Source organism: Parolsenella catena (assembly GCF_003966955.1).
GTDB classification, from domain to species: Bacteria; Actinomycetota; Coriobacteriia; order Coriobacteriales; family Atopobiaceae; genus Parolsenella; species Parolsenella catena.
The window spans coordinates 1,004,239-1,029,802 of record NZ_AP019367.1 but is presented as its reverse complement, the minus strand read 5'-3'; the positions used below and the strand labels follow the sequence as shown (position 1 = coordinate 1,029,802).

At 65.6% G+C, this 25,564-nt stretch carries 24 protein-coding genes; 20 read left to right on the top strand and 4 right to left on the bottom strand.

Annotated elements, in window-relative coordinates; genetic code table 11:
* Positions 1-96 precede the first annotated feature (96 nt).
* From Pcatena_RS04750 to Pcatena_RS04695, 12 genes are all read left to right on the top strand, one after another.
* Positions 97-648 carry a shikimate kinase gene (locus Pcatena_RS04750; RefSeq protein ID WP_126422107.1) on the top strand — a complete coding sequence of 184 codons (552 nt, stop codon included), beginning with the start codon at positions 97-99 and terminating at the stop codon, positions 646-648.
* Positions 645-1,967: a dehydroquinate synthase/iron-containing alcohol dehydrogenase family protein gene (locus Pcatena_RS04745; protein ID WP_126422105.1), complete on the top strand. Its 1,323-nt coding sequence runs from the start codon at positions 645-647 to the stop codon at positions 1,965-1,967. The genes Pcatena_RS04750 and Pcatena_RS04745 overlap by 4 nt, the downstream gene beginning before the upstream one ends.
* A gap of 73 nt (positions 1,968-2,040) precedes the next feature.
* Positions 2,041-3,165: a M24 family metallopeptidase gene (locus tag Pcatena_RS04740; protein ID WP_126422103.1), complete on the top strand. Its 1,125-nt coding sequence runs from the start codon at positions 2,041-2,043 to the stop codon at positions 3,163-3,165.
* A 347-nt stretch (positions 3,166-3,512) separates the two neighbouring features.
* Entirely contained in the window at positions 3,513-4,505 is a 993-nt protein-coding gene (locus Pcatena_RS04735) for a PTS sugar transporter subunit IIB (RefSeq protein ID WP_126422101.1), read from the top strand.
* A gap of 14 nt (positions 4,506-4,519) precedes the next feature.
* The gene (locus Pcatena_RS04730) at positions 4,520-5,338 is read left to right on the top strand and encodes a PTS mannose/fructose/sorbose transporter subunit IIC (protein WP_126422099.1); all 819 of its coding nucleotides are present in this window, start codon (positions 4,520-4,522) and stop codon (positions 5,336-5,338) included.
* 18 nt (positions 5,339-5,356) lie between these two features.
* The gene (locus Pcatena_RS04725) at positions 5,357-6,277 is read left to right on the top strand and encodes a PTS system mannose/fructose/sorbose family transporter subunit IID (RefSeq protein ID WP_126422097.1); all 921 of its coding nucleotides are present in this window, start codon (positions 5,357-5,359) and stop codon (positions 6,275-6,277) included.
* Between the two features lie 88 nt (positions 6,278-6,365).
* On the top strand, positions 6,366-6,758 hold the full coding sequence (locus Pcatena_RS04720; RefSeq protein WP_126422095.1) for a DUF956 family protein: 393 nt from the start codon (positions 6,366-6,368) through the stop codon (positions 6,756-6,758).
* 166 nt (positions 6,759-6,924) lie between these two features.
* The gene (efp, locus tag Pcatena_RS04715) at positions 6,925-7,491 is read left to right on the top strand and encodes an elongation factor P (RefSeq protein WP_126422093.1); all 567 of its coding nucleotides are present in this window, start codon (positions 6,925-6,927) and stop codon (positions 7,489-7,491) included.
* Positions 7,492-7,557: 66 nt separating this feature from the next.
* Entirely contained in the window at positions 7,558-7,920 is a 363-nt protein-coding gene (locus Pcatena_RS04710) for an Asp23/Gls24 family envelope stress response protein (RefSeq protein WP_126422091.1), read from the top strand.
* Between the two features lie 3 nt (positions 7,921-7,923).
* Positions 7,924-8,493 carry a transcription antitermination factor NusB gene (gene nusB / locus Pcatena_RS04705; protein ID WP_126422089.1) on the top strand — a complete coding sequence of 190 codons (570 nt, stop codon included), beginning with the start codon at positions 7,924-7,926 and terminating at the stop codon, positions 8,491-8,493.
* Between the two features lie 5 nt (positions 8,494-8,498).
* Positions 8,499-8,816, top strand: a complete 318-nt coding sequence (locus tag Pcatena_RS04700; RefSeq protein WP_126422087.1) for an exodeoxyribonuclease VII small subunit — start codon at positions 8,499-8,501, stop codon at positions 8,814-8,816.
* Positions 8,817-8,818: 2 nt separating this feature from the next.
* Complete coding sequence (locus Pcatena_RS04695) at positions 8,819-9,586, top strand: TlyA family RNA methyltransferase (RefSeq protein WP_126422085.1); 768 nt, start codon at positions 8,819-8,821, stop codon at positions 9,584-9,586.
* A gap of 156 nt (positions 9,587-9,742) precedes the next feature.
* Here Pcatena_RS04695 and Pcatena_RS04690 read toward each other — a convergent pair whose 3' ends face one another.
* On the bottom strand, positions 9,743-12,013 hold the full coding sequence (locus Pcatena_RS04690) for a YhgE/Pip domain-containing protein (protein WP_126422083.1): 2,271 nt from the start codon (positions 12,011-12,013) through the stop codon (positions 9,743-9,745).
* A 1-nt stretch (position 12,014) separates the two neighbouring features.
* Positions 12,015-14,714 (bottom strand): YhgE/Pip domain-containing protein, encoded by a 2,700-nt coding sequence (locus tag Pcatena_RS04685; protein WP_126422081.1) that lies wholly within the window; start codon positions 14,712-14,714, stop codon positions 12,015-12,017.
* Between the two features lie 464 nt (positions 14,715-15,178).
* On the opposite strand from Pcatena_RS04685, the gene metK reads away from it, so the two are divergent.
* The 5 genes from metK to Pcatena_RS04660 all read left to right on the top strand — a co-directional run bounded on the left by metK (position 15,179) and on the right by Pcatena_RS04660 (position 21,962).
* A complete protein-coding gene (gene metK / locus Pcatena_RS04680; protein ID WP_232619827.1) occupies positions 15,179-16,447 on the top strand; it encodes a methionine adenosyltransferase in 1,269 nt (422 codons plus the stop codon).
* 135 nt (positions 16,448-16,582) lie between these two features.
* Positions 16,583-18,889: a replication restart helicase PriA gene (gene priA, locus Pcatena_RS04675; RefSeq protein WP_126422077.1), complete on the top strand. Its 2,307-nt coding sequence runs from the start codon at positions 16,583-16,585 to the stop codon at positions 18,887-18,889.
* 154 nt (positions 18,890-19,043) lie between these two features.
* On the top strand, positions 19,044-19,592 hold the full coding sequence (gene def, locus Pcatena_RS04670) for a peptide deformylase (protein WP_126422075.1): 549 nt from the start codon (positions 19,044-19,046) through the stop codon (positions 19,590-19,592).
* Between the two features lie 9 nt (positions 19,593-19,601).
* On the top strand, positions 19,602-20,516 hold the full coding sequence (fmt, locus tag Pcatena_RS04665; RefSeq protein WP_126422073.1) for a methionyl-tRNA formyltransferase: 915 nt from the start codon (positions 19,602-19,604) through the stop codon (positions 20,514-20,516).
* On the top strand, positions 20,517-21,962 hold the full coding sequence (locus tag Pcatena_RS04660) for an RsmB/NOP family class I SAM-dependent RNA methyltransferase (RefSeq protein WP_126422071.1): 1,446 nt from the start codon (positions 20,517-20,519) through the stop codon (positions 21,960-21,962).
* A 117-nt stretch (positions 21,963-22,079) separates the two neighbouring features.
* On the opposite strand, the gene Pcatena_RS04655 is transcribed toward Pcatena_RS04660, so the two are convergent.
* Positions 22,080-22,331, bottom strand: a complete 252-nt coding sequence (locus Pcatena_RS04655; protein ID WP_126422069.1) for an FmdB family zinc ribbon protein — start codon at positions 22,329-22,331, stop codon at positions 22,080-22,082.
* A gap of 212 nt (positions 22,332-22,543) precedes the next feature.
* On the opposite strand from Pcatena_RS04655, the gene Pcatena_RS04650 reads away from it, so the two are divergent.
* From Pcatena_RS04650 to Pcatena_RS04640, 3 genes are all read left to right on the top strand, one after another.
* Positions 22,544-23,248 carry an HAD family hydrolase gene (locus Pcatena_RS04650; protein WP_126422067.1) on the top strand — a complete coding sequence of 235 codons (705 nt, stop codon included), beginning with the start codon at positions 22,544-22,546 and terminating at the stop codon, positions 23,246-23,248.
* Positions 23,249-23,253: 5 nt separating this feature from the next.
* Positions 23,254-24,000, top strand: coding sequence for a thiamine pyrophosphokinase (locus tag Pcatena_RS04645; protein ID WP_126422065.1), 747 nt, complete (start codon positions 23,254-23,256; stop codon positions 23,998-24,000).
* 536 nt (positions 24,001-24,536) lie between these two features.
* The gene (locus Pcatena_RS04640; RefSeq protein ID WP_126422063.1) at positions 24,537-25,142 is read left to right on the top strand and encodes a hypothetical protein; all 606 of its coding nucleotides are present in this window, start codon (positions 24,537-24,539) and stop codon (positions 25,140-25,142) included.
* 142 nt (positions 25,143-25,284) lie between these two features.
* On the opposite strand, the gene rpmB is transcribed toward Pcatena_RS04640, so the two are convergent.
* Complete coding sequence (gene rpmB, locus Pcatena_RS04635) at positions 25,285-25,473, bottom strand: 50S ribosomal protein L28 (RefSeq protein ID WP_126422061.1); 189 nt, start codon at positions 25,471-25,473, stop codon at positions 25,285-25,287.
* Positions 25,474-25,564: the final 91 nt, after the last annotated feature.

The window sequence follows — 25,564 nt, the reverse complement described above, 5'->3', positions numbered from 1 at the left end:
ACGTATGCCCTGCGGTAGAATTGAACCCAGATATGCACGCATGGCCGGCGCAGCGTCTGGGGCGCCGGCTTTTTTATCCACGAGAGGGGAGGCCAGATGGACGAGGCACGTCGCGATCGCAACCGGGCACACCACGGCTGCGACCACGTCTTCTTCATCGGCTTCCTCGGCGCCGGCAAGACGACGGTCGCCCGCAACCTCGGCAACATGTTCCACCGCTCGTTCGTCGACGTGGACCACATGGTCGAGCGCGACCTTCACGCCAGTGTGGCCCGCATCTTCGAGACGCGTGGGGAGCAGGCGTTCCGCGTGGCGGAGACCCGCTCGCTCGAGAGCCTGCGTCGGCGCCGCAGCCTGCTCGTGAGCTGTGGCGGCGGCATCATCGAGAGCGAGCGCAACGCCGTCCTCATGCACGAGATGGGTAGCGTCGTCTTTCTCGACGGCACGCTTGAGGACTCACTGCGCCAGATCCGTCGCCCAGAGAAGCGCCCGGACCTGGGGGACCTCGCCCACGCGCGCGAGCTCTACGCCCATCGCAGGCCCCTGTACGAGGCTGCGTGCGACTATCGCGTCATCATCTCTGGTAAGACGTTCGAGCAGGTTGCCTATGACGTGGGTGAGCTGCTCTGGGAAAGGGGACTGCTATGAGTGACGAGAATACCGAGGCCGCCGAGCAGGCGGCGCCCGAGGCAAAGATCGCTCCCGAGCCAGCCCCGGCGCCTGTCGTGCGCAGGCAGTCCGTCGTCATGCGCGCGGGCTCGTGTGACATGCGCGTGGGCACCGGCGCGCTCGACCAGCTTGGCAACGCCGCCAGGATCGCGGCAGGCAAGCCGAGTCGCGCCCTTCTCGTGAGCGGCGATGACATCGACGCCGAGCTCACGGAGAGGTGCAGCAGGCTGCTCAAGGACGCGGGCTTTGCCGTGAGCCTCACGAGCGTGCCCGCCGGACGTGCCGCCCGCAGCATTGAGAACGTCACGGCACTCTACCAGGGGCTTGCCTCCGAGCACGTCACCGCAGACGACCCCATCGTCGTCGTGGGCGATGCCGACGTCATCTCGCTCGCCATCTTCGCGGGCGCCACGTGGCACACGGGGTGCCCCGTCGTCGCCGTGGCCACGACGCTCGACGCCGTAACAGACGTCACCGTGACGCCGCGCCCCATCGACGCCCCGGCCGCGCCCGACATGCTCGTGGCTCGTGGAAACGCCCGCTTCATGATCGCGGACCCAAGCGTGTTTGTCTCCGGCGACCTCACGAACTCCGAGCTCATGGGCCGTGCCGTCATGGTCGCGGGGGCGGTCTCTGCGGGCGAGAACAGCTTCAACGAGCTTGCCGTGCGCGCTGACGGCGTCATTGCCGCCGCGGAGGACACGCTCGTTGCGGCCATCCTCGACATCACGAAGTCCCGAGCCCGCGTGGTCTCCTCGTCGGCCCTCGCCATGAGGCAGGGCATCCTCTATGGCCAGGCCATCGGGCGCGCCCTCGAGCGCGCCGTGGAGTCCCAGCACGCCGATGCCGCCCGCTATCTCGTGGACGAGAATCCCGGCTCGGCGCGCCTGTTCGCCGAGGGCCTGCGCATCGCGGCGCGCCTTGCCGCCGCCAAGCAGGCGCCCGACGACAAGCTCGTTGACTTCGTGTTCACCCAAGACGGCCTGCTCGAGAAGCTTGGTCTTTCCGAGGTCGCCTGCGTCATAGAGCCGCAGGCGCTCCTCGACTGTCTCAAGGCCGAGGAGTTCAGCCGCTCCAACCGCTTCATGCTTGCCCTGCCGCTTGGGTTTGGGCGCGTGCGTCTCACCTCGGTCCCGGACGAGATGCTGCTGGAGCACCTGAGCGGCTGGTGCAAGAGCCGTCGCAAGCTCGCACGCCGTCGCGCCCGCGAGGCGGCCGCGGTCACTGAGGCCACCGAGGCACCCAAGACGTCCGTCCCTGAGACGCCCGCCCCCGAGGCCCCGGAGCAAGCCAACTAGCACACCCCCGGCGCGGCTCCCAGGCCGCGCCTTTCTATGAACCCGTCCAATACCCTCGAGGAAAGGAACACATATGGCAGACGAGAAGGCCTGTGCCGCGCGCGTGGCAAAGCTCCGCGCAATCATGGAGGAGCGCGGCTATGACGCCGTCATCCTGCGCAACAACCCTGACCTGCGCTGGCTCACGGGCTGCGAGCGCACGTTCGACGACGAGGTGGCCCACACGGCCGTCATCACGCCCACGCGCCAGCTGCTGCACACGGACTCGCGCTACTACAACACCTTCTGCGAGCGCCTGGGTGCCAACACCGCCTGGGAGCTTGACGAGACCATCACCGGCGCCGAGCAGTGGGTCGCCGACCGCATCCGCGAGGCCCATGCCCGCGTCGTGGCCATCGAGGACACGTGCACGCTCGACTTCTACGATGCCCTCAAGGTTGCCCTTTCGCAGCGCTCCGTGGCGTGCCTGCTTCCGCGCCTGCACGGCGACCTCGTGAAGCTCCGTGCGGTCAAGGACTCCGAGGAGATCGAGCTCATGCGCGCCGCCCAGCGCATCACCGACGAGGCGTTCCGCCACATCTGCGGCTACATCAAGCCGGGCGTCACCGAGCAGCAGATCCGCGCCGAGCTCGAGAACTACATGCTCTCCCACGGCGCCGACGGCCTGTCCTTTGGCACCATCATCGCGAGCGGTCCCAACGGCGCCAACCCGCACGCCCAGCCCGGCCCCCGCGTGGTCGAGAAGGGCGACATGATCGTCATGGACTACGGCTGCACAGTGGCCGACTACCACTCCGACATGACGCGCACCGTCTGCGTGGGCGAGCCCTCAGACGAGCAGCGCCACGTCTACGACGTCGTGCGCCAGGCTCACGAGGAGTGCGCGGCCATGGCCCGTGCCGGCGTCATCGGCAAGGACGTCTACGACCACTCGGTGAAGGTCATCTCGGACGCCGGCTACGGTGACTTCTACAAGCACGGCCTCGGACACGGCGTGGGCGTCGAGATTCACGAGGAGCCCAACTTCAACCGCCGCAACATGGAGCCCATTCCCGCCGGTGCCGTCATCACGATTGAGCCGGGCATCTACCTGCCGGGCAAGTTCGGCATCCGTCTCGAGGACTTCGGCCTCGTCACGGAGGACGGCTATGAGCCGTTCACGGAATCGCCGCATGAGCTCACGGTCATTCCGTGCTAATCGACGATATTCATTTCTCGCTCATTAGCTGCGGTTTTGATGGCTTGGCTCAGATTTGCGTTTCAGTGAAATGATTCGTTATATCCGCGAACGGTATCGTTAATTAAAAGGACCAGCTAGCATATATATGCAGCTGGTCCTTACATAAATAGATAACACACGGATATATCAACAACATATAGAAAGACCAAGCATATACAGAACACATAAATATACCTCTTATCTCATATTTGTGTTTCCTCAACATCTTCATCAACGCTTGCAAACTTATTCTCCACATCTGGAGCAATTTGGACCTATCATGTCCATGTCCCGCAATTAGACCCATTCATGCATGGGAGGTAGGAATGGTAGGGATTGTCCTAGCAAGCCATGGCGATCTTGCGGCGGGCGTCCGGCAGACGGGCTCCATGGTCTTTGGTGACCAGGAGAACGTTGCCGTCGTCAGTCTCGAGCCGTCCATGGGCCCTGATGACTTCAGGGCAAACCTCGAGAAGGCCGTTGCCTCGCTCGAGGACCAGGAGCAGGTCCTGTTCCTGGTCGACCTGTGGGGAGGCACGCCGTTCAACCAGACGAGCGCCTTCGCCAAGGGTCACGACACGTGGGCCATCGTCACGGGTCTGAACCTGCCGATGCTCATCGAGGCATACTCGGCGCGCATCGATGCGACGAAGTCTGCCCATGACATCGCGGCTCACCTCGTCTCCGAGGGTCGCAAGGGCGTTCGCGTCCTTCCCGAGGGCCTCGAGCCCAAGGTGACGGCGTCCAAGGCGGCGGCAGCCCACGCCGGAGCCATCGCCCCCGGCACGGTGCTCGGCAACGGCAAGATCGACATCGCGGCCGTCCGCATCGACACGCGCCTGCTCCACGGCCAGGTGGCTACCGCCTGGACCAAGCAGATTGCGCCCAACCGCATCATCGTGGTCTCCGATGGCGTGGCCCATGACGAGCTGCGCAAGACCATGATCGAGCAGGCCGCGCCTCCGGGAGTTCCGGCCAACGTCGTGCCCATCTCCAAGATGGTCGAGGTCGCCAAGGACCCGCGCTTTGGCGCCACGAAGGCGTTCCTCTTGTTCGAGACTCCGCAGGACCTGCTCAAGTGCATCGAGGGCGGCGTTGACATCAAGAAGGCCAACATCGGCTCCATGGCGCACTCCGTGGGCAAGGTCGTTGTGACGAACGCCATCGCCATGGGCGAGGACGACGTCAAGACCATCGAGAGGCTCCGCGAGCTTGGCGTCGAGTTCGAGGCCCGCAAGGTGCCCTCCGACGCCTCTGAGAACGTCGACGCAATGCTCAAGAAGGCCAAGGCAGACTTGGCCGCCCAGGCAAATCAGTAAGGAGGGTCTGACACATGACTCCAATCACGATTGCTCTCATCGTCATTGTTGCCTTCCTCGCTGGTATGGAAGGCATCCTCGATGAGTTCGAGTTCCACCAGCCCCTGGTGGCCTGCACGCTCATCGGCCTTGTCAGCGGCCATCTCCAGGAGGGCATCCTCCTTGGCGGCCAGCTCCAGATGATTGCCCTCGGCTGGGCGAACATCGGCGCCGCCGTGGCCCCCGACGCCGCGCTTGCATCCGTTGCCTCGGCCATCATCATGGTCCTGGCCCTCAACGGCGGCAATGCTGACGTGAGCAACGCCATCACCACCTCCGTGGCCTTGGCCATCCCGCTGTCCGTCGCTGGCCTGTTCCTCACGATGATCTGCCGTACGCTCGCCACGGGCATCGTCCATGCCATGGACGCCTGCGCCGAGAAGGGCGACTTCAAGGGCATCGAGGTCTGGCAGGTCGTCGCCATCTGCATGCAGGGCGTCCGCATCGCCATTCCGGCCGCGCTGCTCTGCGTCATCCCGGACTCTGCCGTCACGAACGCGCTCAACGCCATGCCCGCATGGCTCGCCGGCGGCATGGCCGTCGGCGGTGGCATGGTTGCTGCCGTAGGCTACGCCATGGTCATCAACATGATGGCCACCAAGGAGACCTGGCCGTTCTTCATCCTCGGCTTCGTCCTCGCTGCCATCTCCCAGCTCACGCTCATCGCCCTTGGCCTCATCGGCATCTCGCTCGCCCTCGTCTACCTTGGCCTCAAGGACATGGCCAAGCAGGGTGGCGGCAACGGTGGCGGCTCCGGCGATCCGCTGGGCGACATTCTGAACGACTACGAGTAGGAAGGGAGAGTGACTACCATGGCAGAGAACAAGTTCGAGCTCACCGCTGCTGACCGCAAGAAGGTCTGGTGGCGCCACCAGTTCCTCCAGGGCTCCTGGAACTACGAGCGCATGCAGAACGGCGGCTGGTGCTACTCCATGATCCCCGCGATCAAGAAGCTCTACCCCGCCAAGGAAGACCAGGTTGCCGCCCTCAAGCGTCACCTCGAGTTCTACAACACGCACCCTTATGTCTCCAGCCCGGTCATCGGCGTCACGCTCGCCCTCGAGGAGGAGCGTGCCAACGGCGCCCCCGTTGACGACGCTGCCATCCAGGGCGTCAAGGTAGGCATGATGGGCCCGCTGGCTGGCGTTGGCGACCCGGTGTTCTGGTTCACCGTGCGCCCGATTCTCGGCGCCCTCGGCGCGTCGCTCGCGCTCGGTGGCTCCATCGTGGGCCCCATCCTCTTCTTCGTGGCGTGGAACATCATCCGTATGGCCTTCGAGTGGTACACGCAGGAGTTTGGCTACAAGGTGGGTTCCTCCATCGCCAAGGACCTCTCCGGCGGCCTCATGGGCAAGATCACCGAAGGTGCCTCCATTCTGGGCATGTTCATCATCGGTGCGCTCGTCCAGCGCTGGGTGTCCATCTCCTTCACGCCGATCGTCTCGCAGATTCCTCAGGCTGAGGGCGCCTACATCGACTGGAGCAAGCTTCCCAGTGGCTCCGAGGGCATTAAGGAGGCCCTGACCCAGTACAACTCCATCGGTGCCACCGCCCTGGACGCCACGAAGGTCACGACGCTGCAGCAGAACCTCGACCAGCTCATCCCCGGCCTCGCCGCCGTGCTGCTCACGCTTCTGTGCTGCAAGCTGCTCAAGAAGAAGGTCAGCCCGATCGTCATCATCCTGGCCCTCTTCGCCGTGGGCATCATTGGTCGTCTGCTCGGCTTCATGTAGGATGTAGCCGCATAGCGACTTCTCAAGGGCCGCTTCCCGCGCTGGGGAGCGGCCCCTTTCGTAGGGTGGGAGCAAGAAGGAGGCCGTGATGGCCCAGTCTCAGAACACGAGGGTCGAGTACACGGAGAGGGCGAGCTTCCTCTCTGGGCTTGGCACGTACGGCGACGTCATGGTGGGGGACCGCGCGTTCGAGTTCTACAACGAGCGCAACCGCGACGACTTCGTCCAGATCCCCTGGGATGAGGTGGACTACGTGGCTGCCGAGGTGCTGCCGGGCAAGAAGATCAGCCGCTTCGCCATCTTCATCAAGGACGGCAACAAGTTCGTCTTCTCCACGCGCAACAACAAGGCAACGCTGCGCGCCGTCCGCGAGCACGTGGACGCGAGCCGCATCCAGAGGAGCCCCTCGCTTCTCGACGTCCTGAAGGCCGGCGTGAGGGCCATCCCCAAGATTCCCTCGATGATCCGTCACGAGAAGTAGTCCCCTTGTGCCCGTCCCACGCCGTGGACGGCGGCTGCATGTGTGCAGCTCTTGGGGGTATGCCCGGCGCGTGCATGGGCCCATATCGGGCGTGCTACAATACCAGACTGCATGAACGTATGTGGTTCGCGCGCACGCGGGCCTAAGACAGGAAGAGAGTCTTTAGATGCAGCAGATCAGCACCGCCGAGTTCAAGAACGGCATGGGCCTCAAGATCAAGGACAAGATCTACACCCTCGTCGAGTTCCAGCACGTCAAGCCGGGCAAGGGCGGCGCCTTCGTTCGCTACAAGATCAAGGACCTCCGCTCCGGCCGCGTCATCGGCGACCAGACCTGCAACGCCGGCTCCAAGTTCGACTCCGTCATGCTCTCCACCAAGGAGATGCAGTACCTCTACAACGACGGTGACAACTACTACTTCATGGACATGAGCACCTACGAGCAGATTCCGGTGCCCGCCGACTTCATCGGCGACAACGCCAAGTGGCTCAAGGAGAACGACGTCTGCCAGCTCATGTACGCCGACGACGACCTGCTCACCGTCCAGCCCCCCATGTTCATCGAGGTCGAGATCACCAAGACCGACCCGGGCTTCAAGGGCGACACCGTCCAGGGCGGCGGCAAGCCGGCTACGGTCGAGACGGGCGCCGTCATCCAGGTGCCGATGTACCTCAACGAGGGCGAGGTCATCAAGATCGACACCCGCGAGGGTAAGTTCGTCTCCCGCGTCTAGCGTCTATCAACGGGCCCGCGTGCCACTTGTCGGCACGCGGGCGCTTTCGCACCGAAAGGGGCAGTCATGAGCAATGAGCTGAGAATCGCCGGCATGGGCGTCTCCAAGAGCGTCGTCTCCACGATCGTGAGCGCCGCCGCCGAGAAGGTCGAGGGCGTGGCCTCCGTCTATGGCAAGGACATCGCCAGTGGCATCATCGCCATGCTGACCTCCAAGCCCCAGCCCACGGCGAGCGCCGTCGAGTGCAGCGTCGTCGACGGCGACGCCATCGCCATCACCGTTCGTCTCGTCGTGTTCTTTGGCTACCCGTTCACCAAGCTCGCCGAGGAGGTCCGCGCCGCCGTTGCCGAGGCCGTGGATGCCCAGATTGGCGTGCGCGTCGCTAGCATCGACGTCTGCATCGATGAGCTCGTCTTCCCCAAGGAGTAGGTCTTGTCTTCTAACCACAAGCACATCGGGGGACGCACGCTCTCTCGCTGTAATGCCCTTCAGCTTCTGTTCCAGGCCGAGGCCAGCGGTCGTTCCGTCGCCGACGTCCTCTCCGGCGAGTACGCCCTGTCCGAGGGCCCGCTTGACGAGTACGGCGAGCTTCTCGCGCGTGGCACGTATGAGCACCTTGCAGACATTGACGCCGTGCTTTCCGAGGCCTCGCGCAACTGGAGCCTCTCCCGCGTCTCTGCCACGGACCGCAACCTGCTGCGCATCGCCCTGTTCGAGATCCTCTACGTTGACGAGGTGGCCTCCGCGGTCGCCATCGACGAGTGCGTCGAGCTTGCCAAGGCGTTTGGCAGCTCCGAGGAGTCGAGCCGTTTCGTGAACGGTATCCTCGGCCGCATTCAGACCGACATCGACGCCGGCGTCGACGTTGTGGAGAAGGGTCACGCCCACGCGGCCGCCGAGGCCGAGGAGCGCGCTCGTCAGCAGGCTGCCCATGAGCAGTCCTTTGGCGAGGATGACTATCCCTATGACGACGGTGACAACTGGTCTGGAGAGGGCGAGTAGCCCCTATGGCCAAGGCTCCCGACATCTCCGGTTACGAGCGCTTCTCTGACGTTACGGCTCGCCTTGATGAGATCATTGCGGACGTGCGCAAGAAGGACACGTCGCTCGAGCGCTCTCTTGACCTCTTTGACGAGGCCATCGCGCTGGGAACGCGCGCCGTGGACCTCGTTGACAAGGCGGCGTTCTCTCCCGAGGAGCGCGAGCGCCTGGCCGAGCCCGTCTCGGCGCAGGATGCCGATGAAGACGAGAAGGCCACCGGCGAGTTCGAGGCCAAGGATGCGGCCGAGCACGCCAGCGCAGACTCCGCCGATGAGGCCAAGTAGCCGTGCCGAAGCACAGGCTTGACGACGAGCTCGTGGCGCAGGGCTTCTTTCGCTCCAAGGACGACGCGATGCGCGCCGTCATGGCCGGTGACGTCTCCGGCCCCTCCATGCGCTATGCGTCCGCAGGCACGCAGGTTCGCCCTGGTTGCGAGCTGCACGTGCGCGGTCAGCTTCCCTACGTGAGTCGAGGCGGCCTCAAGCTTGAGCGCGGCCTCGACTTCTTTGGCTTTGATCCCATGGGCCTTACATGCGTGGACGTGGGCTGTTCCACCGGTGGCTTCACCGATTGCTTGCTCAGCCGTGGCGCCGCTCGCGTGACGTCTGTCGACGTGGGCTACGCTCAGTTCGACTGGTCGCTCAGGCAAGACGAGCGCGTGACGCTTCTGGAGCGCACGAACATCGTTGACGTTCCCAACGAGGAAAACGCGGCCACGTTTGACCTGGCTGTCTGCGACGTCTCATTCACCTCAGTGCTTACCGTACTGCCCGCCGTGTGCGAGCTTCTCGGCCCGCAGGGGCGCTTTCTCACGCTCGTGAAGCCCCAGTTCGAGGCTGCTCGCGAGGACGTGGGGGAGGGTGGCGTCGTGCGCAGGTCCGAGGTGCGTCGACGGGCCGTGGAGCGCGTGGCCGCAGCGCTCAACGAGGCTGGCCTTGCCGTCCAGGGCTGCTGCGAGAGCGCGATCACGGGCGCCAAGGGAAACCACGAGTACCTGCTCCTCGGCGTGCGTGGAGAGCGGCCCGCGGAGCTCGACCTCTCGTTCATCGCATAGCTGTCAGCTCAACTCAATAGACACGTATCGTGCCAATCGTCCCTAAGATTGGCCTTTGCTTGCAACTCTTAGGGACGATAACACGATAAACAGCAGGCGGGCGCCGTTGCCTTGTAAGCAGCGACGCCCGCCTTTACTCTCAGTGTCTGCTTAGGACTACATGAGCTTGGTACTCTCGAGCTTTCTCTCAACCCACTCGTTGAGGCGAATGATTGGCTTGCGAAGTACGAGGCCCAGCAAGAGCGCGGGTACGATAAAGCCAGCGAGCGTGCCAAGGCTCACCCAGAAGTCGTTGCCGTACAGGCCGAACATGGCGGCGCGCATGGCGTTCTCCGCGTGCACGAATGGCAGGAACGGGTAGATGGCCTGGAACGCCTGGGGCAGCATCTCGCGTGGGAACGTGCCGCCCGAGCCGGCGACCTGGATGACCATGAGCACGACGGCAATGGCCTTGCCCACGTCACCGAACGAGGCCGTGAGCGCGTAGATGATGTTCACGAACGTGAAACTCGCCAGCCAGCCGGCAAGGAAGAACAGCACGGGATTGGCGCACTGGACGCCGAGGTAGTACAGGTCTCCCGCGCAGATGAGCGTGCTCTGCAGAAGGCCGATGAGCGTGAACAACGCAAGACGTGCGATATAGGCCTGCGTGTGGCTGCAGCCCGTCTCCTCGAGGGCCTTCTCGCTCGCGTTGGTCTTCACGAGGGCGGCAAGCACCACGCCGCCGATCCATATGGCGAGCGTCGTGTAGAACGGGGCCATGGCGCTGCCGTTGTTCTCGATGGCAAAGACGGCGTTGCGGTCCACCGCCACGGGCGAGGAGATGAAGCTCGCGAGGTCGTCGGGGTTGGCCGTGAGGATGTCTCGCACCTGCTGCATGTCCTGGGAGTCGAGCGCGGCGCTAAGCTTGGCGTGCAGCTCGGAGAGCCTCGATGCCGCCGTGTCGAGGGCGTCTGCCGCCTCGTTGATGGCGCTCGCGGCGTCACCCAGGCCGTCTGCGGCAGAGCCCGCCATGGAGCTCACGTCGCCAAACGTCTTGGAGAGGCTGTCCGTGATGGTCTGGGCATTGCCGGCTGCGCCGTCGATCTGGTCCGCCAGGGTGCCGAGGCTTCCCCTGAGGTCGCTCTCGTAGACGCCCTGCACGGTGGTGATGCCGCTCTTGGCGCTCGAGATAACGCCGGAGAGCTTCTCCTTGGCGTCCGCCGCGGTCTGCTTGCCGCTTGCAACGTCGCCTGCGGTCTTGTTGAGCTGCGAGGAGAGCGTTCGCATCTGCCCGGCGGCGGCGCTTGCCTGCGCCTGGCCCTCGCTCGCGTTGTCGCGGGCATTCACGGCCGCAGCGCGTGCCTTGGTAAGCACGGCGTAAAGAGGGTTGGTCTCTGCCATGCCGGCAAGCTGCGCGTCGATGCCTTTGATGGCGTGCGAGGCGGTGTCTGCGGCGGCTCCCAGCTTGGAGGAGAGTGCGTCGAGCCTGCTCGCGCTGTCATCGGCCACGCCGGCGGCAGATCCCAGGGCGGAGGTGAGCTTGTCAATTTGGCCGTCTGCCGTGGAGAACGCCTGGTCGACGGCACCGCTCACGGAGTCCAGGCTCGAGGTGCTCGAGGAGATCGCGTCATTGAGCGAGTCGGTAGCGCCATCGAGCGCGCTGCCGAGCCCGCGCACGTCGTTTGCCGCGGAGGAGAGGCTGCCGCTCAGGTCGAGCGTGGAGGAGAGCGACGTGCCAAGCGTTGAGGAGGAGCTGCCAAGCATGCCCTGCGTGGAGCCGATGACGCCCGAGAAGTCGCGCAGGTTGGTGGCGGTGTCGGTGAGCGCGGAGGTGGAGGAGGACACGGCGTCGTCGAGCTTGGCGGCCACGTCGGCGAGGTTGTCGTCATCGAGGTAGTTGCCCAGCTCCTCGAGCACGCCGGCACCCACCGTGGTGATGGAGCTCGCGAACGACTTGTTGATGTCTGCCTGGATGGCCGAGGAGGCCTTGTTCGTGACGATCTGCGCGATCGCGTTGGCCTTGTCGTTCTGGTAGAAGGTGACCTGCGGGCGCGTGGGATTGGGCGTGAGCACGGTCATCATCTCGGTGGAGAAGTCCTCCGGGATCACGACGGCCGCGTAGTACTCGCCGGAGCGCACGCCCTCGAGGGCGTCCTCCTCCGAGGTGAAGGTGTAGCCGATGCTCGTGGACTCGCGCAGCTCCGCCTCCACGCGGTCGCCGAAGTTGATTTCCACGGGCATGAGGTCCGAGGAGTAGCCTGCGTCGCAGTTAGCGACGGCCACCTTGAGGTTGTCGGTGTTGCCGTAGGGGTCCCAGGAGCCGGCGATGTTGAACCAGGCGTAGAACGTCGGCACGACGATGATGCCCACGATGACGACGAGGCTGATGACGTTCAGGTGCAGGCGACGGGCGTCACGCTTGATGAATGACCAGATCTTGCTCATCCTACGCCTCGCCTCCCTTCGTGGAATCGGTTTCGGTCTTGGCTTCGCTGTCCTCGGTGGTCTTTGGCTGCTGGTCGGCCGCGTTGCCGCCCCTGCGCTCGAGGCGCATCTTGTCGAGCGGGGCGAATGCCATGAACTCCTCTCGCAGCTCGTCGTCGAGAAGCGCGTAGAGCTGCTCGGGAGCCATGTCCGCGAGCGTCGTCTTCTCGCTCACGCGGGTGTGCAGGTACTCCACCACGATGAGGAACGTGCAGATCACCACGAGCGAGAGAATCCAGAGCATGAGCATGGCGAACTTGTGCGGCAGCACGAACATGAGCGCGAGCAGCACGAGCGGGACCCAGATGAGCGCCGCAAAGCCGCGCTTGACGAGCACGGGGTACATGAGCTCGAACTTGGCCGCCCTCTCGAGGAATGTGGCCTTGTACTCGCCCGAGTTCATGATGACCTTCACGATCGTGGCAAGGCGGAAGCGCGTGTGGCCGGCGGCGTCGCGCTCGGTGATCATGAGGTCGGTGTCGGCGAGCCTGCGGTCGAACAGCGTGTTGATGTTGAGCAGGTGCCTGCGTGCCGTGACGCCGATGAGCAGGCTCGGAATGAGGAACAGCAGGAGCACGAGCAGGTTGGTTGCGTAGTAGCTGCCGTAGAAGCCCGCGATGGCCTCGCGCATGGCGTTGATGCCGTAGGTGAACGGAAGCCAGGGGTGCAGGTTCTTGAAGAAGTCCGGCATCATCTCGATGGGGTAGGTGCCCGAGGCTCCGGGGATCTGGAGAATGACGAGCAGCACCGCGATGGCCTTGCCGATGTGTTTGAAGGCCACGGAGATGGCGTAGACGAAGAACACGTAGACGAAGCTCTCGACCATGCCCGCGAACACGAACGCCACGGGGTTGAGGCACTGGATGCCGAGGGCGATGTCTCCCACGCAGCAGATGATGGCCTGGAGCTGGCCGATGAGGTTCATGAGCAGCCAGCGGCCAAAGAAGCCCTGCCACGGCTTGAACTTGCCGATGCCCTCCTCGTCAACCTCGAGCTTGTAGATGGCCACGAGCACAAAGCCTCCCACCCACAGGGCAAGGTTGGTGTAGAAGGGCGCCACGCCGCTGCCGTAGTTGGCCACCGGGTAGATGGGGGAGGAGACCATGTCCACGGGCGAGCCCATGAAGTCTCCCACCTGCTCGGCGTCCAGTCCGAGGACATCCTGCAGGATCGAGAAGGTCTCAGCGCTCTGGATGGCCGCGGCGTCGGTCGCCAGGCCGCCCACCTTGTCCGCAGCGCCGCTCACGGCGTCCGCGGTCTGGGAGAGTGCGTCCGCGCTCTGGGAGAGCACGCCGTCGAGCTGGGCGAGGGCACCGTCTACCTGGGAGAGCATGGGGGCAACTGCGCTCGAGAGGCCCACGAGGCGACCTCCTGCGTCCGCGAAGGAGTCGAGGGAGTTGGAGAGCGCCGGCAGCGTCGTGCTCGCGAGCGATCCCTGGAGGCTCGAGAGGCCCTGGGCGCTGCTCTGCACGGCGTCGTTCACGGAGTTTGAGAGGCCGCTCACGGCGTCGTTCGTCTCCTTGATGGAGCCCGAGACGCCCTTGAGCTGCTCGATCTTGCCAGACGTGGCAGAACGCAGCTCGTCGATGGCGGTGAGTGCTTGCTGGATGGATGCGAGCATCTGCTGCTTGTTGGGGACGGTGTCGGGCAGGGCGCTCACCTTGGCCTGGGCCTGCTCGAGCGAGGAGCGCATGCTTGCGAACGTGTTGTCGTTGAGCGCGCCCACCTGCGAGATGGCGCCGTCGAGCTGGCCCTGGGCCCAGCCGATGTCACCGCAGATCTCTCCGATGCTGTGGTTTGCCTCGGCAGAGATGCCAGAGATGGTGGAGACGCCCGTGCCAAGGGCGCCCGAGAGCTGCGCCCCGAGCGTCTGGGCCTTGGTGCGCGTTGCCCCCAGGGTGTCCATGGATTGGGAGAGGGCGTCAGAGAGCGACGTGGCGCTCGAGCTCACCTGGGAGAGGGTGGTGCGGGCGTCCGCGACGGTCTGGCGAGCGTCTGCGATGGTCTGCTGGGCGCCGGAGAGATCTCCGGAGAGGTTCGTGAGCATCACCTGGACCTGCGAGAGGTCCGAGCTGAGCGTTGCCGTGGCGGCATCGGACTCTGCCATCAGGCTCGTGGAGAGTCCCTGGAGCTTCTCGGTGATGGTCTTGCCCACGACGCCCACGAACTCGTTTGCGATTTGCGTCTCGAGGGTCGTGGAGCCGGTGTCGGTCACCTTGGGGGAGATGGCGTTGAGCTTCTCGTTCACGTAGTAGGCTATGTGCGCCTGGTTCGTGTCGCCCGAGAGCACGTCTCCCAGCGAGCTCGTGAAGTCCTCGGGCACGACGAAGGCTGCGTAGTAGCGGCCCGCGTTCACGCCGTCGAGGGCGGCCTGCTCGTCGTCGACGAACGTCCAGCCAAGCTGGGTGTTCTCCTTGAGCTGTTCCTCGATCATGTCGCCGGCGTTTATGGTCCCCATGTCTCCCACATCGGCGCCCCTGTCCTCGATGACGACGGCGATGGGCACCGTGCTCGTGTTCTCATAGGGGTCCCAGTTGGCCAGGATGTTGAACCAGGCGTACAGGGAGGGGATGATCGCCACGCCTATGGCGATGACGATGGCGACGGGGTTCGCGAGTATTCGCTTGAGGTCGCGCTTGAAGATCTGGAACGCTGTTCTCACGTGGAGACTCCTTGTGCAGTGCGCTGCCGTATGCATACAAAGTATGTGGGCGAGGTGGATTCTCGTCCGCAGACTAGCGTTGTATACCCTAGCAAGTCGGCAGTATTCGTTGGTCTAGCAGAGAAGTTTACATAATTTCTTTGGTTTACAGGGACCGGGCGAGGGAATAAACTGTCTTGGCCCGATAAGGGCGCTCGTCAAGAGGCGTCGCAGACATATGACCGTGGCGCATAGAGCCGAGGGACCGAGCCCGATGACGCTCCGACAACCCACCCGCACGCGTGCGGGCAGGGTGCCAATTCTCGGCGGCCACGCATGTGGCCGGAAGACGGGGGAAGGCATGACTGGCACGTCATCAACGTCCCCTATGCAATGGCACGGGGGACGTTATTCGTCTCCGGGGCGGCGGTGCGTCCGTTGCCCAACGAGGTTCGGCGGAAATCGCCGGAGAGGAGCGGATGGCAATGAGCCAGCTGGCCCAGGAGAGCTACTACTTCACGTCGGAGTCCGTGACGGAGGGTCACCCCGACAAGGTGTGCGACCAGATCAGCGACGCCGTGCTCGACGCGATTCTCGAGAAGGAGGCACGTCTGGAGGCCGAGGGCTACGTGGCCCCCAACGGCCAGCCCGCGAACGTGGAGAACGTGCGCTGCGCCTGCGAGACGTTTGCCACGACCGGCACCATCGTCGTGGCCGGCGAGATTCGCACGCAGGCCTACGTCGACGTCCAGGAGATTGCGCGCAAGACGCTCAAGCGCATCGGCTATGACCGTGCTAAGTACGGCTTCGACTGCGAGACGTGCGGCGTCATCTCCATGATTCACGGGCAGAGCCCCGACATCGCCCAGGGCGTGGACGAGTCGTTTGACGCGCAGGCGGGTCGCACGCAAGACCCGCTGGACAGGATCGGCGCCGGAGACCAGGGCATGATGTTCGGCTACGCCTCGGACGAGACGGACGTCCTCATGCCCATGCCCATCTACCTGGCCCAGAGCCTCGCCAAGCGCCTTGCCGACGTGCGCAAGTCCGGCGAGCTTGCCTACCTGCGCCCGGACGGCAAGACCCAGGTCACCGTGCGCTACGAGGCAGACCGCCCCGTCGAGGTCTCGGCCATCGTGGTGTCCACGCAGCACGACCCCGAGGTCGAGGACATGGGCGTCATCAGGGCGGACGTCACCGAGCACGTCATCGCGCCGGTGCTCGACGCGGCGAACATCCCCTGGAAGAACGCCGACATCTACGTGAACCCCACCGGGCGCTTCGTCGTGGGCGGGCCCATGGGAGACACGGGCCTCACGGGCCGCAAGATCATCGTCGACACATATGGCGGCATGGGTCGCCATGGCGGCGGCGCCTTCTCGGGCAAGGACTGCACGAAGGTGGACCGCTCGGCCGCCTACGCCGCACGCTGGGTTGCCAAGAACATCGTGGCCGCCGGTCTTGCCCACAAGTGCGAGGTGCAGCTGGCATATGCCATCGGCGTGTCCCACCCGCTGTCGGTGCTCGTAGACACCAAGGGTACGGGCTCGGTGAGCGACCGCGTGATCGAGGCGGCCGTCAGGCGCGTCTTCGACCTGCGTCCGGGCGCCATCATCCGCGATCTCGACCTGCGCCGCCCCATCTTTGAAAAGACGGCTGCCTACGGTCACTTTGGCCGCAAGGACCCCGACTTCACCTGGGAGGCCACGAACCGCACCGACGAGCTCAAGGCCGCGGTGGCCGAGCTCGTCTAATCGAATCGCCACGGCCGGTCTCGCGCTTCTCGCGCTTGGGCTGAGGAGGCGTCGTCGCGCCTAGCTTTGGGAGATGGCGAGAGGGGACATCCCTTCTCGCCATCTTTCTTGGGTTCAGGTGGCAAACTGGATGGCATGAGATACGCGAAGGTCGTTCCGGACATACCCACCCGAGCCATCGACGGGTGCTTTGACTACGCCATCCCCGACGCGCTCGCCGGCTCGTGCGACGTTGGCTGCACGGTGCTCGTGAGCTTTGCCCATCGCCTGGCGGTGGGCTACGTCGTGGACGTCGTCTCCGAGCTTGCGGAGGGCGTGAACCCGCTGCGCGTCCTGCCCGTAGAGCGCGTGCTTGCCGAGCCCGCGTTCGATCGCGTGGGCGCACGACTCGCGCAGTGGATGGCGGCCGAGTACGCCGCCCCTGCCTCAGTATGCCTTCGGCTCATGCTGGCTCCCGGACAGACGACCCGCGTGCACAAGGACGAGGCGGGCGAGTGGCGTCTGGCCGTGGATCGCACGAAGGCCGTCGATGACCGCTGGGCGCAGCTCTCGGTCACGGGACGTGGCTTCGTGCCACGTCGCAACGCCAGCAGGCAGCGCCGGGTCGTCGAGGCGCTCGCCGCCGGGCCCATGCGCGTGGCCGAGCTCTCGGCCATGGTGCCGGGCGCGGGATCGGTCGTCACGGCGCTCGCCAAGCGCGGGCTCGTCGAGGTGGAGCACCGCCGACGCATCCGAGGCGTCGGCGAGCCCACCTCACTCTCGAGTGCCTCCGCGCCTCGGCCAGACCATCTCACGGACGGCCAGCTCGCCGCCCTCGACGCCATCGCACGGGCCACGGACGCGGGCTGCGGGGACGTCGTGCTCGTTGACGGCGTCACGGGCTCGGGAAAGACCGAGGTCTATCTCGACGCCATCGAGCGCGTGCGCGAGCGCGGGCGCAGCGCCATCGTCCTCGTGCCGGAGATCTCGCTCACGGCCCAGACCGTGGGGCGCTTCCGCAGTCGCTTCGGTGACGACGTGGCCATCCTGCACTCGCGCCTCTCCAGCGGCGAGCGCTTCGACCAGTGGGACCTCGCGCGCAGCGGGCGGGTCCACGTGGTGGTGGGCGCGCGCTCTGCGCTGTTCGCCCCGCTCTCCAACGTTGGCCTTGTCATCGTGGACGAGGAGCACGAGGGCTCCTACAAGCAGGACCAGGCTCCGCGCTACCACGCCCGCGAGGCCGCGGCCGAGCTTGCCCGGCTGCGTGGCGCGGCGCTCGTGCTTGGCAGCGCCACGCCCTCGCTCGAGAGCCTCGAGCGCTGCCGTGCCGGCAGCTGGCGCGGCGTGCGCTGGACGCGCGTCAGCATGCCCGAGCGCCCCGGCGGCTCCAGGCTCCCGTCCGTCCGCATCATCGACATGCGCTCGACGTTCAGCCCCAAGGGCGGCTCGGTGTTCTCGTCACCTCTGCGAGACGCCCTGCTCGATCGCGCCGAGAAGCGCGAGAAGAGCGTGCTTCTGCTCAATCGCCGCGGCTTCGCGAGCTTTCTCATGTGCCGAGAGTGCGGCTGCGTCCCCACGTGCCCTCACTGCTCCACGGCGCTCACGTACCACGAGCGCACGCACAGCCTCGCCTGCCACACATGCGGCAGCGCATGGCCCGTGCGTGCCTACCCTGACCCCTCCACGAAATGCCCCAACTGCGGCAGCCGCTACCTGGCGCAGTACGGGGTGGGCACGCAGCGGGTCGAGGACGAGCTCAGGATGCTGCTGCCCGAGGACGTGGACGTCATCCGCATGGACGCGGACACCACGGCGACGAAGGGCGCGCACACGCGCCTGCTCGAGCAGTTCGACGCGAGCGAGTGCGCCGTGCTCGTGGGAACGCAGATGATCGCGAAGGGCCTCGACTTCCCCGAGGTCACGCTCGTGGGTGTCGTGAACGCCGACACCACCCTCAAGCTGCCAGACTTCCGTGCCGCCGAGCGCACGTACAACCTGCTCGAGCAGGTGGCGGGGCGCGCCGGCAGGGGAGAGCGTCCCGGCGAGGTCATCATCCAGACGTACTGGGCCACGCACCCCGCCATCTCGGCCGTGGCAACCCATGACCGCTCCTCCTATCTTGGCTATGAGCTCGAGCAGCGTGACGAGGCGTACTACCCGCCCTACTCGCGCCTCGCGAACCTCACGCTTGCGGGACTTTCCGAGCGCGCCGTCCGCGAGCGGGCGAGCGCGCTTGCCGTCAAGATCCGCGCGCGCGTGGAAGGCATGGAGGGCGAGTGGGAGGTTCTCGGCCCCGCCGAGTGCGTGCGCTCCAAGGTCAAGGATCGCTATCGCCGCCACATCGTCGTGAAGGCGCCCGTGGATGCCGAGCTTGGGCCCCTTCTCGACGAGTGCGCCCGTGCGCTGCCCGCGTGCAAGGGCGTCACGCTCGCCATCGACGTCGACGCCTACGACATGCTCTAGCGTGGCGTAGGCGTGGGGCGCATGCTTGCCGCCTACGCCCAGGCTGTGCGGATTCTCTCGGCTTTTGTCTTTCAGGCGCAAGCCGCGGCTATGATGGATGATTGTGAATCCAGTGCCGCGCTCGCGCGCGGCCCCCATGCGTGTGAGGAGCAACATGAGCGCCAAGAAGGACATCCTGCTCACCCCGGACCCGCGCCTTTCACAGGTGTGCGAGCCCGTGACAGAGATCAACGCCGACATCCGCAAGCTCGCCAAGCGCATGCTCAAGGACATGTACGAGGCGGATGGCTGCGGCCTCGCGGCGCCCCAGATCGGTGAGATGGTTCGCATGGTCGTCGTTGACTGCGACTACACGGACGAGCGCGGCAGCGAGAATCCCTATGTGCTCATCAACCCCAAGATCGTGAAGGCAGACGGCCCCATGCGCTCCTTCTCCGAGGGCTGCCTGTCGTTTCCTGGCATCTCGGTGGACATCGAGCGCCCGAGCCACGTCATCGTGCACGCCACGAACCTCGATGGCGACCTCATGCAGTACGAGGCGGAGGGCAACCTGCTGGCCGTGTGCCTCCAGCATGAGATCGACCACCTTGACGGCGTGACGATGGTCGATCACCTGCCCCCGCTCAAGCGCGCCCAGAAGCTGCAGGAGTGCGAGCAGGCCATCGAGCAGGGCGCGCGCCCCGGCGAGACCACGACCGACTAGGAGCCACGCATGCGCATCGTCTTCATGGGAACGCCCGAGTTCGCCTGTCCGTCCCTCAGCGCCGTGAGCAAGGCCCACGACGTCGTGCGCGTGGTGACGCGACCCGATGCCGTGCGAGGTCGAGGCAAGCGCCTCGAGCCGAGCCCCGTGAAGGCGCTCGCCGGCGAGCTTGGCCTTGCGGTCATCGAGGCGAGCCGCATGACGCCCGAGGTCATGGACGAGCTTCGCGCCGCCAAGGCCGACCTGTGCGTCGTGGCCGCCTACGGTTGCATCCTGCCCGACGAGCTTCTCGAGATGTTCCCGCTCGGCTGCGTCAACGTGCACGCGTCGCTGCTTCCCCGTTGGAGGGGCGCGGCCCCCATCCAGCGTGCCGTGCTCGAGGGAGACGAGCTTGCCGGCGCGTCCATCATGCGCGTGGTCCACGAGCTCGACGCGGGCGCCTACTGCGCCCAGGTCTCCACGGCGGTTGCGGGCAAGACCTCATCTGAGCTGCTCGACGAGCTTGGCCACCTTGGTGCCGAGGCCCTCGTCGAGGCCATCGGCCGCATCGCGGACGACACGGCTGTCTGGACCGAGCAGGACGAGTCGCTCGTGACGTACGCGCACAAGATCGAGAAGGCCGAGATGCGGCTTGACCCCGCGGACGGCGCGCTTGCCAACGTGCGCCGTGTGCTGGCGAGCACCGATGCCGCTCCGGCGCGCTGCGAGGTCGCCGGGAAGGGCGTGCGCCTGATGCGTGCGATGACCTGCGATGATGCCCTCGCGGCTGGCGAGGTGCTCGTCTCGCACGGACGCGTGGCGCTTGGCTGCGCGGACGGCGCGCTTGAGGTGCTGGACGTCAAGCCCGACGGCAAGCGCGAGATGCAGGCGAGCGCCTGGGCCGCCGGCCTGCGCGCGGACCACCTTGCCTGGGGGAGGATCTAGATGGCCGTCGCCAGCCCCGCGCGCACGACCGCCCTGCGCATCCTGGGCGCACAGCGCCGTCGCAACGCACGCGCGCGCGACCTCATGCGCGGCGCCCGCGAGATGGACATGCTCGGCCACAAGGCCCGCTCGCTTGCCACGAGGCTCGTGCTTGGCGTCAACGTGGCCTCAGGCGAGCTCGACCGCAGGATTGACTCATTCGTCACGCATGCCTCGGCCCTACAGCCGCGCGTGCGAGACGCGCTCAGGCTCGCAGCCTTCGAGGTCCTCTACCTCGAGACTCCTCGCCAGGTGGCCGTGAGCCAGGGCGTGGAGCTCGTGAGGAGCGTGCAGCCGCGTGCCGCCCGCATGGCAAACGCCGTGCTCAGGCGCATTGCGGACTGTCGCGGCGAGGTGGACGATGCTGGCGAGGCCGTTCGCATTGCCGCCTCTGGAGAGGTTCGGGGCATCACGTCCGCGCAGCTTTCTATGACATCAGGCTACCCGGGGTGGCTCGCCTCACGCCTCTTGGACGAGCTGGGGGAGTGCCGTGCCGCCGCGATGTGCTCCTGTGCGCTTGACCCCGCGCCCGTCTACGTTGCGAGGGGCACGGCTGCGGGCTCGGCCACCGAGGTGCTCTCGCGCCTCGAGGGCATCGATGCCGAGCCGTCGCCCACGGGGCTGCCGGGCAGCTGGCGGCTTGTCTCCGGCGCTCGGCTTGCGTCGAGCGGGCTGGTGAGCTCATGTGACGTTGCCGTGGCAGACCTCTCCGCCCAGGTCGTGTGCCGCATCGCGGCGCCCGCCTCGGGCCGCGTGCTCGAGGTGGGGCAGGGCCGAGGTACCAAGTCCCTGCTGCTCGCACGTGCCATGGACGAGCTTGGGTGCGAGCCAGCCGTCGCGGGCTGTGAGCTCGTGGCCTCAAAGGTGCGCCAGTCGCGAGACCGCATGAAGCGCGCCGGGCTCTCGGGCCAAGTGAGCTGCGTGGAGTTTGATGGCACGAGGCTTGCCGACGTCTCCGCGCTGCCCGGGGAGCTCGCGGGCTCTTTCGAGTCAGTGCTGGTGGATGCGCCGTGCTCCGGCACGGGAACGATGCGCCGGCACCCGGAGATCGCCTGGGCGCTCGACGAGGGCTCGCTGGCGGGTGCCCCCGATTCGCTCTCCTCGCTCCAGAGCTCCCTGCTTGCGGCGGCAAGCTCGCGCGTGGCCGTGGGTGGATGCCTCGTCTATGCCACGTGCTCGGTGCTCTCGTGCGAGAACGCCGAGGTCGTTGACGCGTTTCTCGCAAGCGATGCCGGGAGTGGCTTTGAGCTCGCGAGCGTCATGGACGCCCCGGGCATCGCGGCGCTTCCGGTCGAGGCACGCTCTCGGGTCTCGGCCTGGGTCGACGAGCGCGGCATGTTCCGGTCAGTGCCCACGCCGGGCGGTCCCGACGGCCACTTCTGCGCCCGCCTCGTCCGCACCCGGTGACACTTTGGTGACACTTGGGGATGGGGTCGAGCTTTCACCATCCACATGAGAGGGCGGGGGCGAGACGTCATCGAACGTCTCGCCCCCGCCCTTGTCCATCGTCGTATGGCTCGTTGGCTAGTGGCCGCAGCTCGCGCAGTCGTGGCCGCTGCAGCCCGAGCAGCCGCTCGTTCCCTCGGTGGAGGAGCTGCCGCCGCGCTGGTCCGTGTTGTAGAAGCCTGAGCCCTTGAAGGAGATGCCGGAGGCGGAGAACACGCGCTCAGCGGGCTTTCCGCACTCGGGGCACGTGATGGCCGGGTGCTCGGACATGGGGTGTTCGACCTCGAACACGTTGCCGCAGCCGGTGCATCGATAGTCATAACGTGCCATGTGGAACAACCTCCGTGGTGCCAGCCCCTCCGGGCGTGTCGTGTGCATAGAAATGCGGCCCGTGGCCGCCTGGGTTACTTTACCCAATCTCGCGCGCGAATGTGGCGGCGACGCCGCGCCTCGAGGTCATCACCAAGAACGTATACTTGACGGTGCAAAAGACGACCGATTCGCATCTGCGCGTGGCGCGTGGCGCGAGGCTGGGAGGCCCCATGTCAAAGATCTCCGGTGCCATCTTCGACTGTGACGGCACGCTGCTCGATTCCATGTCCATGTGGTACGACATGTTCGACGAGCTGTTCCGCTCGTATGGGCTCGAGCCCACGAGCGAGGCCATCGACAAGGTCGAGGCCATGACCATCCCCGACACGTGCACGTACCTCCACGCCGAGCTTGGCATGGGCGGCAGCGTCGAGGAGCTCTATGACCACGTCGAGCGCATCGTGACGTATGACTACGAGCACAAGGTCTCGGAGATGCCCGGCGCCCGCGGCATGCTCGAGAGCCTGGCCGGCGCCGGCATCCCCATGGTGGTGGCCAGCTCGAGTCCCTCGCCGTTCGTGCGCAAGGCGCTTGCCTGCCACGGCATGCTCGACTTCTTCTCGGACACCCTGTGCACGGCCGACGTTCGCCAGGGCCGCGATAAGGACTTCCCGGACGTCTACCTCGAGGCGCTCGATCGCCTCGGCACTTCGCTTGCCGAGACGTGGGTGTTCGAGGACGCCCCGTTCGCCGTGCGCTCCGCCCGCCGCATGGGCCTGCACGTCGTGGGCATCCACAACGACCACGATGGCCGCGACGAGGACTTCATCCGCTCCTGGTCAGACATCTTCACCCACAACTATGACGACGTCTCACTCGAAGCCATTCATACGTTCGATGACGCGGCCCGCAAGGCCACGCCCGAGGAGGCGTAGGCGTCGTGAGGCTTCTGCTCGTCGCGGGCTCTCCCGAGCCAAGCTCGTCTTCGCTCGTCTCTCGCCTTGCCGTTGAGGCCGACCAAGTGCTTGCCATCGACCGAGGTGCCGAGGCCTGTCGCGTGGCCGGCGTTGTGCCGGATGCCTTTTGCGGCGACGCCGACACCGTGAGCGCCGAGACGCTCTCGTGGGTCCGCGAGCATGCGGCGGGCACGCCCGTGAGCGAGGGCACGCTTGCCGTGGACCCCGCCGACGACGTGCGCGAGCGACCGCAGATCCATGGCCTTCACGGGGATCTGGGCATCCGCATCTTTCCACCGGCCAAGTACGACACGGACCTCTCCCTTGGCTTTGCGTGCGCCCGTCAGATCGCCGCCGAGAGGGGGGAGGCCCTCGACGTTACGGTGACGTGTGCGAGCGCCGGCCGCATGGACCATGCCCTCGCGGTGTTTGGCGTTCTCGCCTCGAACGCAGACGTGGCGCCCGTCCTTGTCGAGGACGCCTTCGAGTGCCGGATTCTCGCGCCTAATGGCGTCGCGGTCTGGGAGTTTGGCGACGAGTGCGTGGGCAGTCACTTCTCGTTCGTCGCACTTGCGGACGCGAGCGTCGTGAGCGAGCAGGGCATGCGCTGGGAACTCGACCACTTCCGCGTCGATGCCCTTCGGGACCGCGGCATCTCCAACGTCATCGATGCTCCCGGTGCCTCCATCACCTGCCACGCCGGCATCGTCGCCGCCTTCCTCATCCGCTAGCCGCTAGCCTTCGTCCCGGCAACCTGTTCCTCCCATTTCGCGAGCGCTGCAAACGAGTCACATTTTCGGGCCTTGAAGCGCGAAAAGTGACCCGTTTGCAGCGCTCGCTGCGTATATGCGCGATCTCGCTCCCGTTTGGTCTCTTCTGTCGTAACCTACGGTGCAATTGGTGAGGGGAGGGTCCCATGACAGGTTATCGAGACCAGGAAAACGAACTTTCTTCTCGACTTGAAGCTGCGGAGGCGAGCGGGTGCTGTCTGTGGGCAAAAGATGCTGCGGATAGACGTCGCCTAGCGCGATTCTGCGAGAGAGGGCGGCTCGTAAGGGTCCTCAATGGCCTATTTGCAAGCAGTTCAACCTGGGACACCCTCGACCCTGCTTCTAAGACCAGGCGAATTGTCCGTTCCCTTTCTGACAAATATGAAGACTGGGTATTCTCGCATGTCACCGCAGCCGCCATGTATGGACTCAGCGTCGGCTATTCGTATCTCGACACGATTCATGTGGTGGCTACGTCTGGCAGCAGGAAGAATGCCATGGTGGTTCGGCATCGCAGTGGCAGGGCGCATCGCATGTTCCGCGGCGTCAGGCTGACAACCCCCGAGGACACCGTGCTCGACTGCGCCGCCATGATGCCGTTTCCCGACGCCCTTGCCGTTGCCGACTCCGCCGTATCCTCTCGCCTGACGTGCGAGAGGAACCTGAGGAATGCCGCCGTCCACAGGCGGGGATATCGCGGAATCAGGAACGGCCGCAGGGCCGTGGCCTGCATGGACGGTCGTGCCGAGAGCGGCGGCGAGTCCATCGTCCGTGGCATTCTTATCGAGCTTGGATATCTCATCAAGGACATCCAAGTGCCGGTGACGAGTATCGACGCCGCAAGAGGTCCGCTCCGGCTCGACATCCTGCTTCAGGCGGACGACGGCTCCCTCGTTGACCTTGAGGTCGATGGGGGCGAGAAGTATGAGAACCCCGAGATGAACGGTGGCTCCCCGCTGCATGCGCTGATGCGCGAGAGGCAGCGCGAGGCGGGGATCACTGCCCGCGGCTACAAAGTGGTGCGCGTGACGGTTACCCAGGCCAGGGATCGCGCGTGGTTAAAGGCTCGTCTGTCCGTCTACGGGGTCTATCCCCAAGGCTAGGGACGCGAGCGCTGCAAACGAGTCACATTTACAGGCTTTGAGGTGCGAAAAGTGACTCATTTGCAGCGCTCGTGAATAAGCTACAAAAAAGAGCCGCCCGAAGGCGACTCTGAGTTAGCTCTATGAGTGAGCGGGTCTGCTGCTAGGAGCGGGCGACCTTGCCGGACTTCAGGCAGGTGGAGCAGACGTTCAGCTTCTTCTTGTGGCCGTCGACGACGCACGTCACGTGCTGGATGTTCGGACGGAACTTGCGGTTGGTGACGCGGTGCGAGTGGCTGATCGAACGACCGGCGACGGCGTGCTTGCCGCAGATGGCGCAAACCTTAGACATTGTGTACCTCCATGTGAGCGGCGCATCTTGCGGCCGCCTTCGACGCATAGCTGGATAAGAATAGCACAGCTCTCGGGCCCTGCAAGCTGTT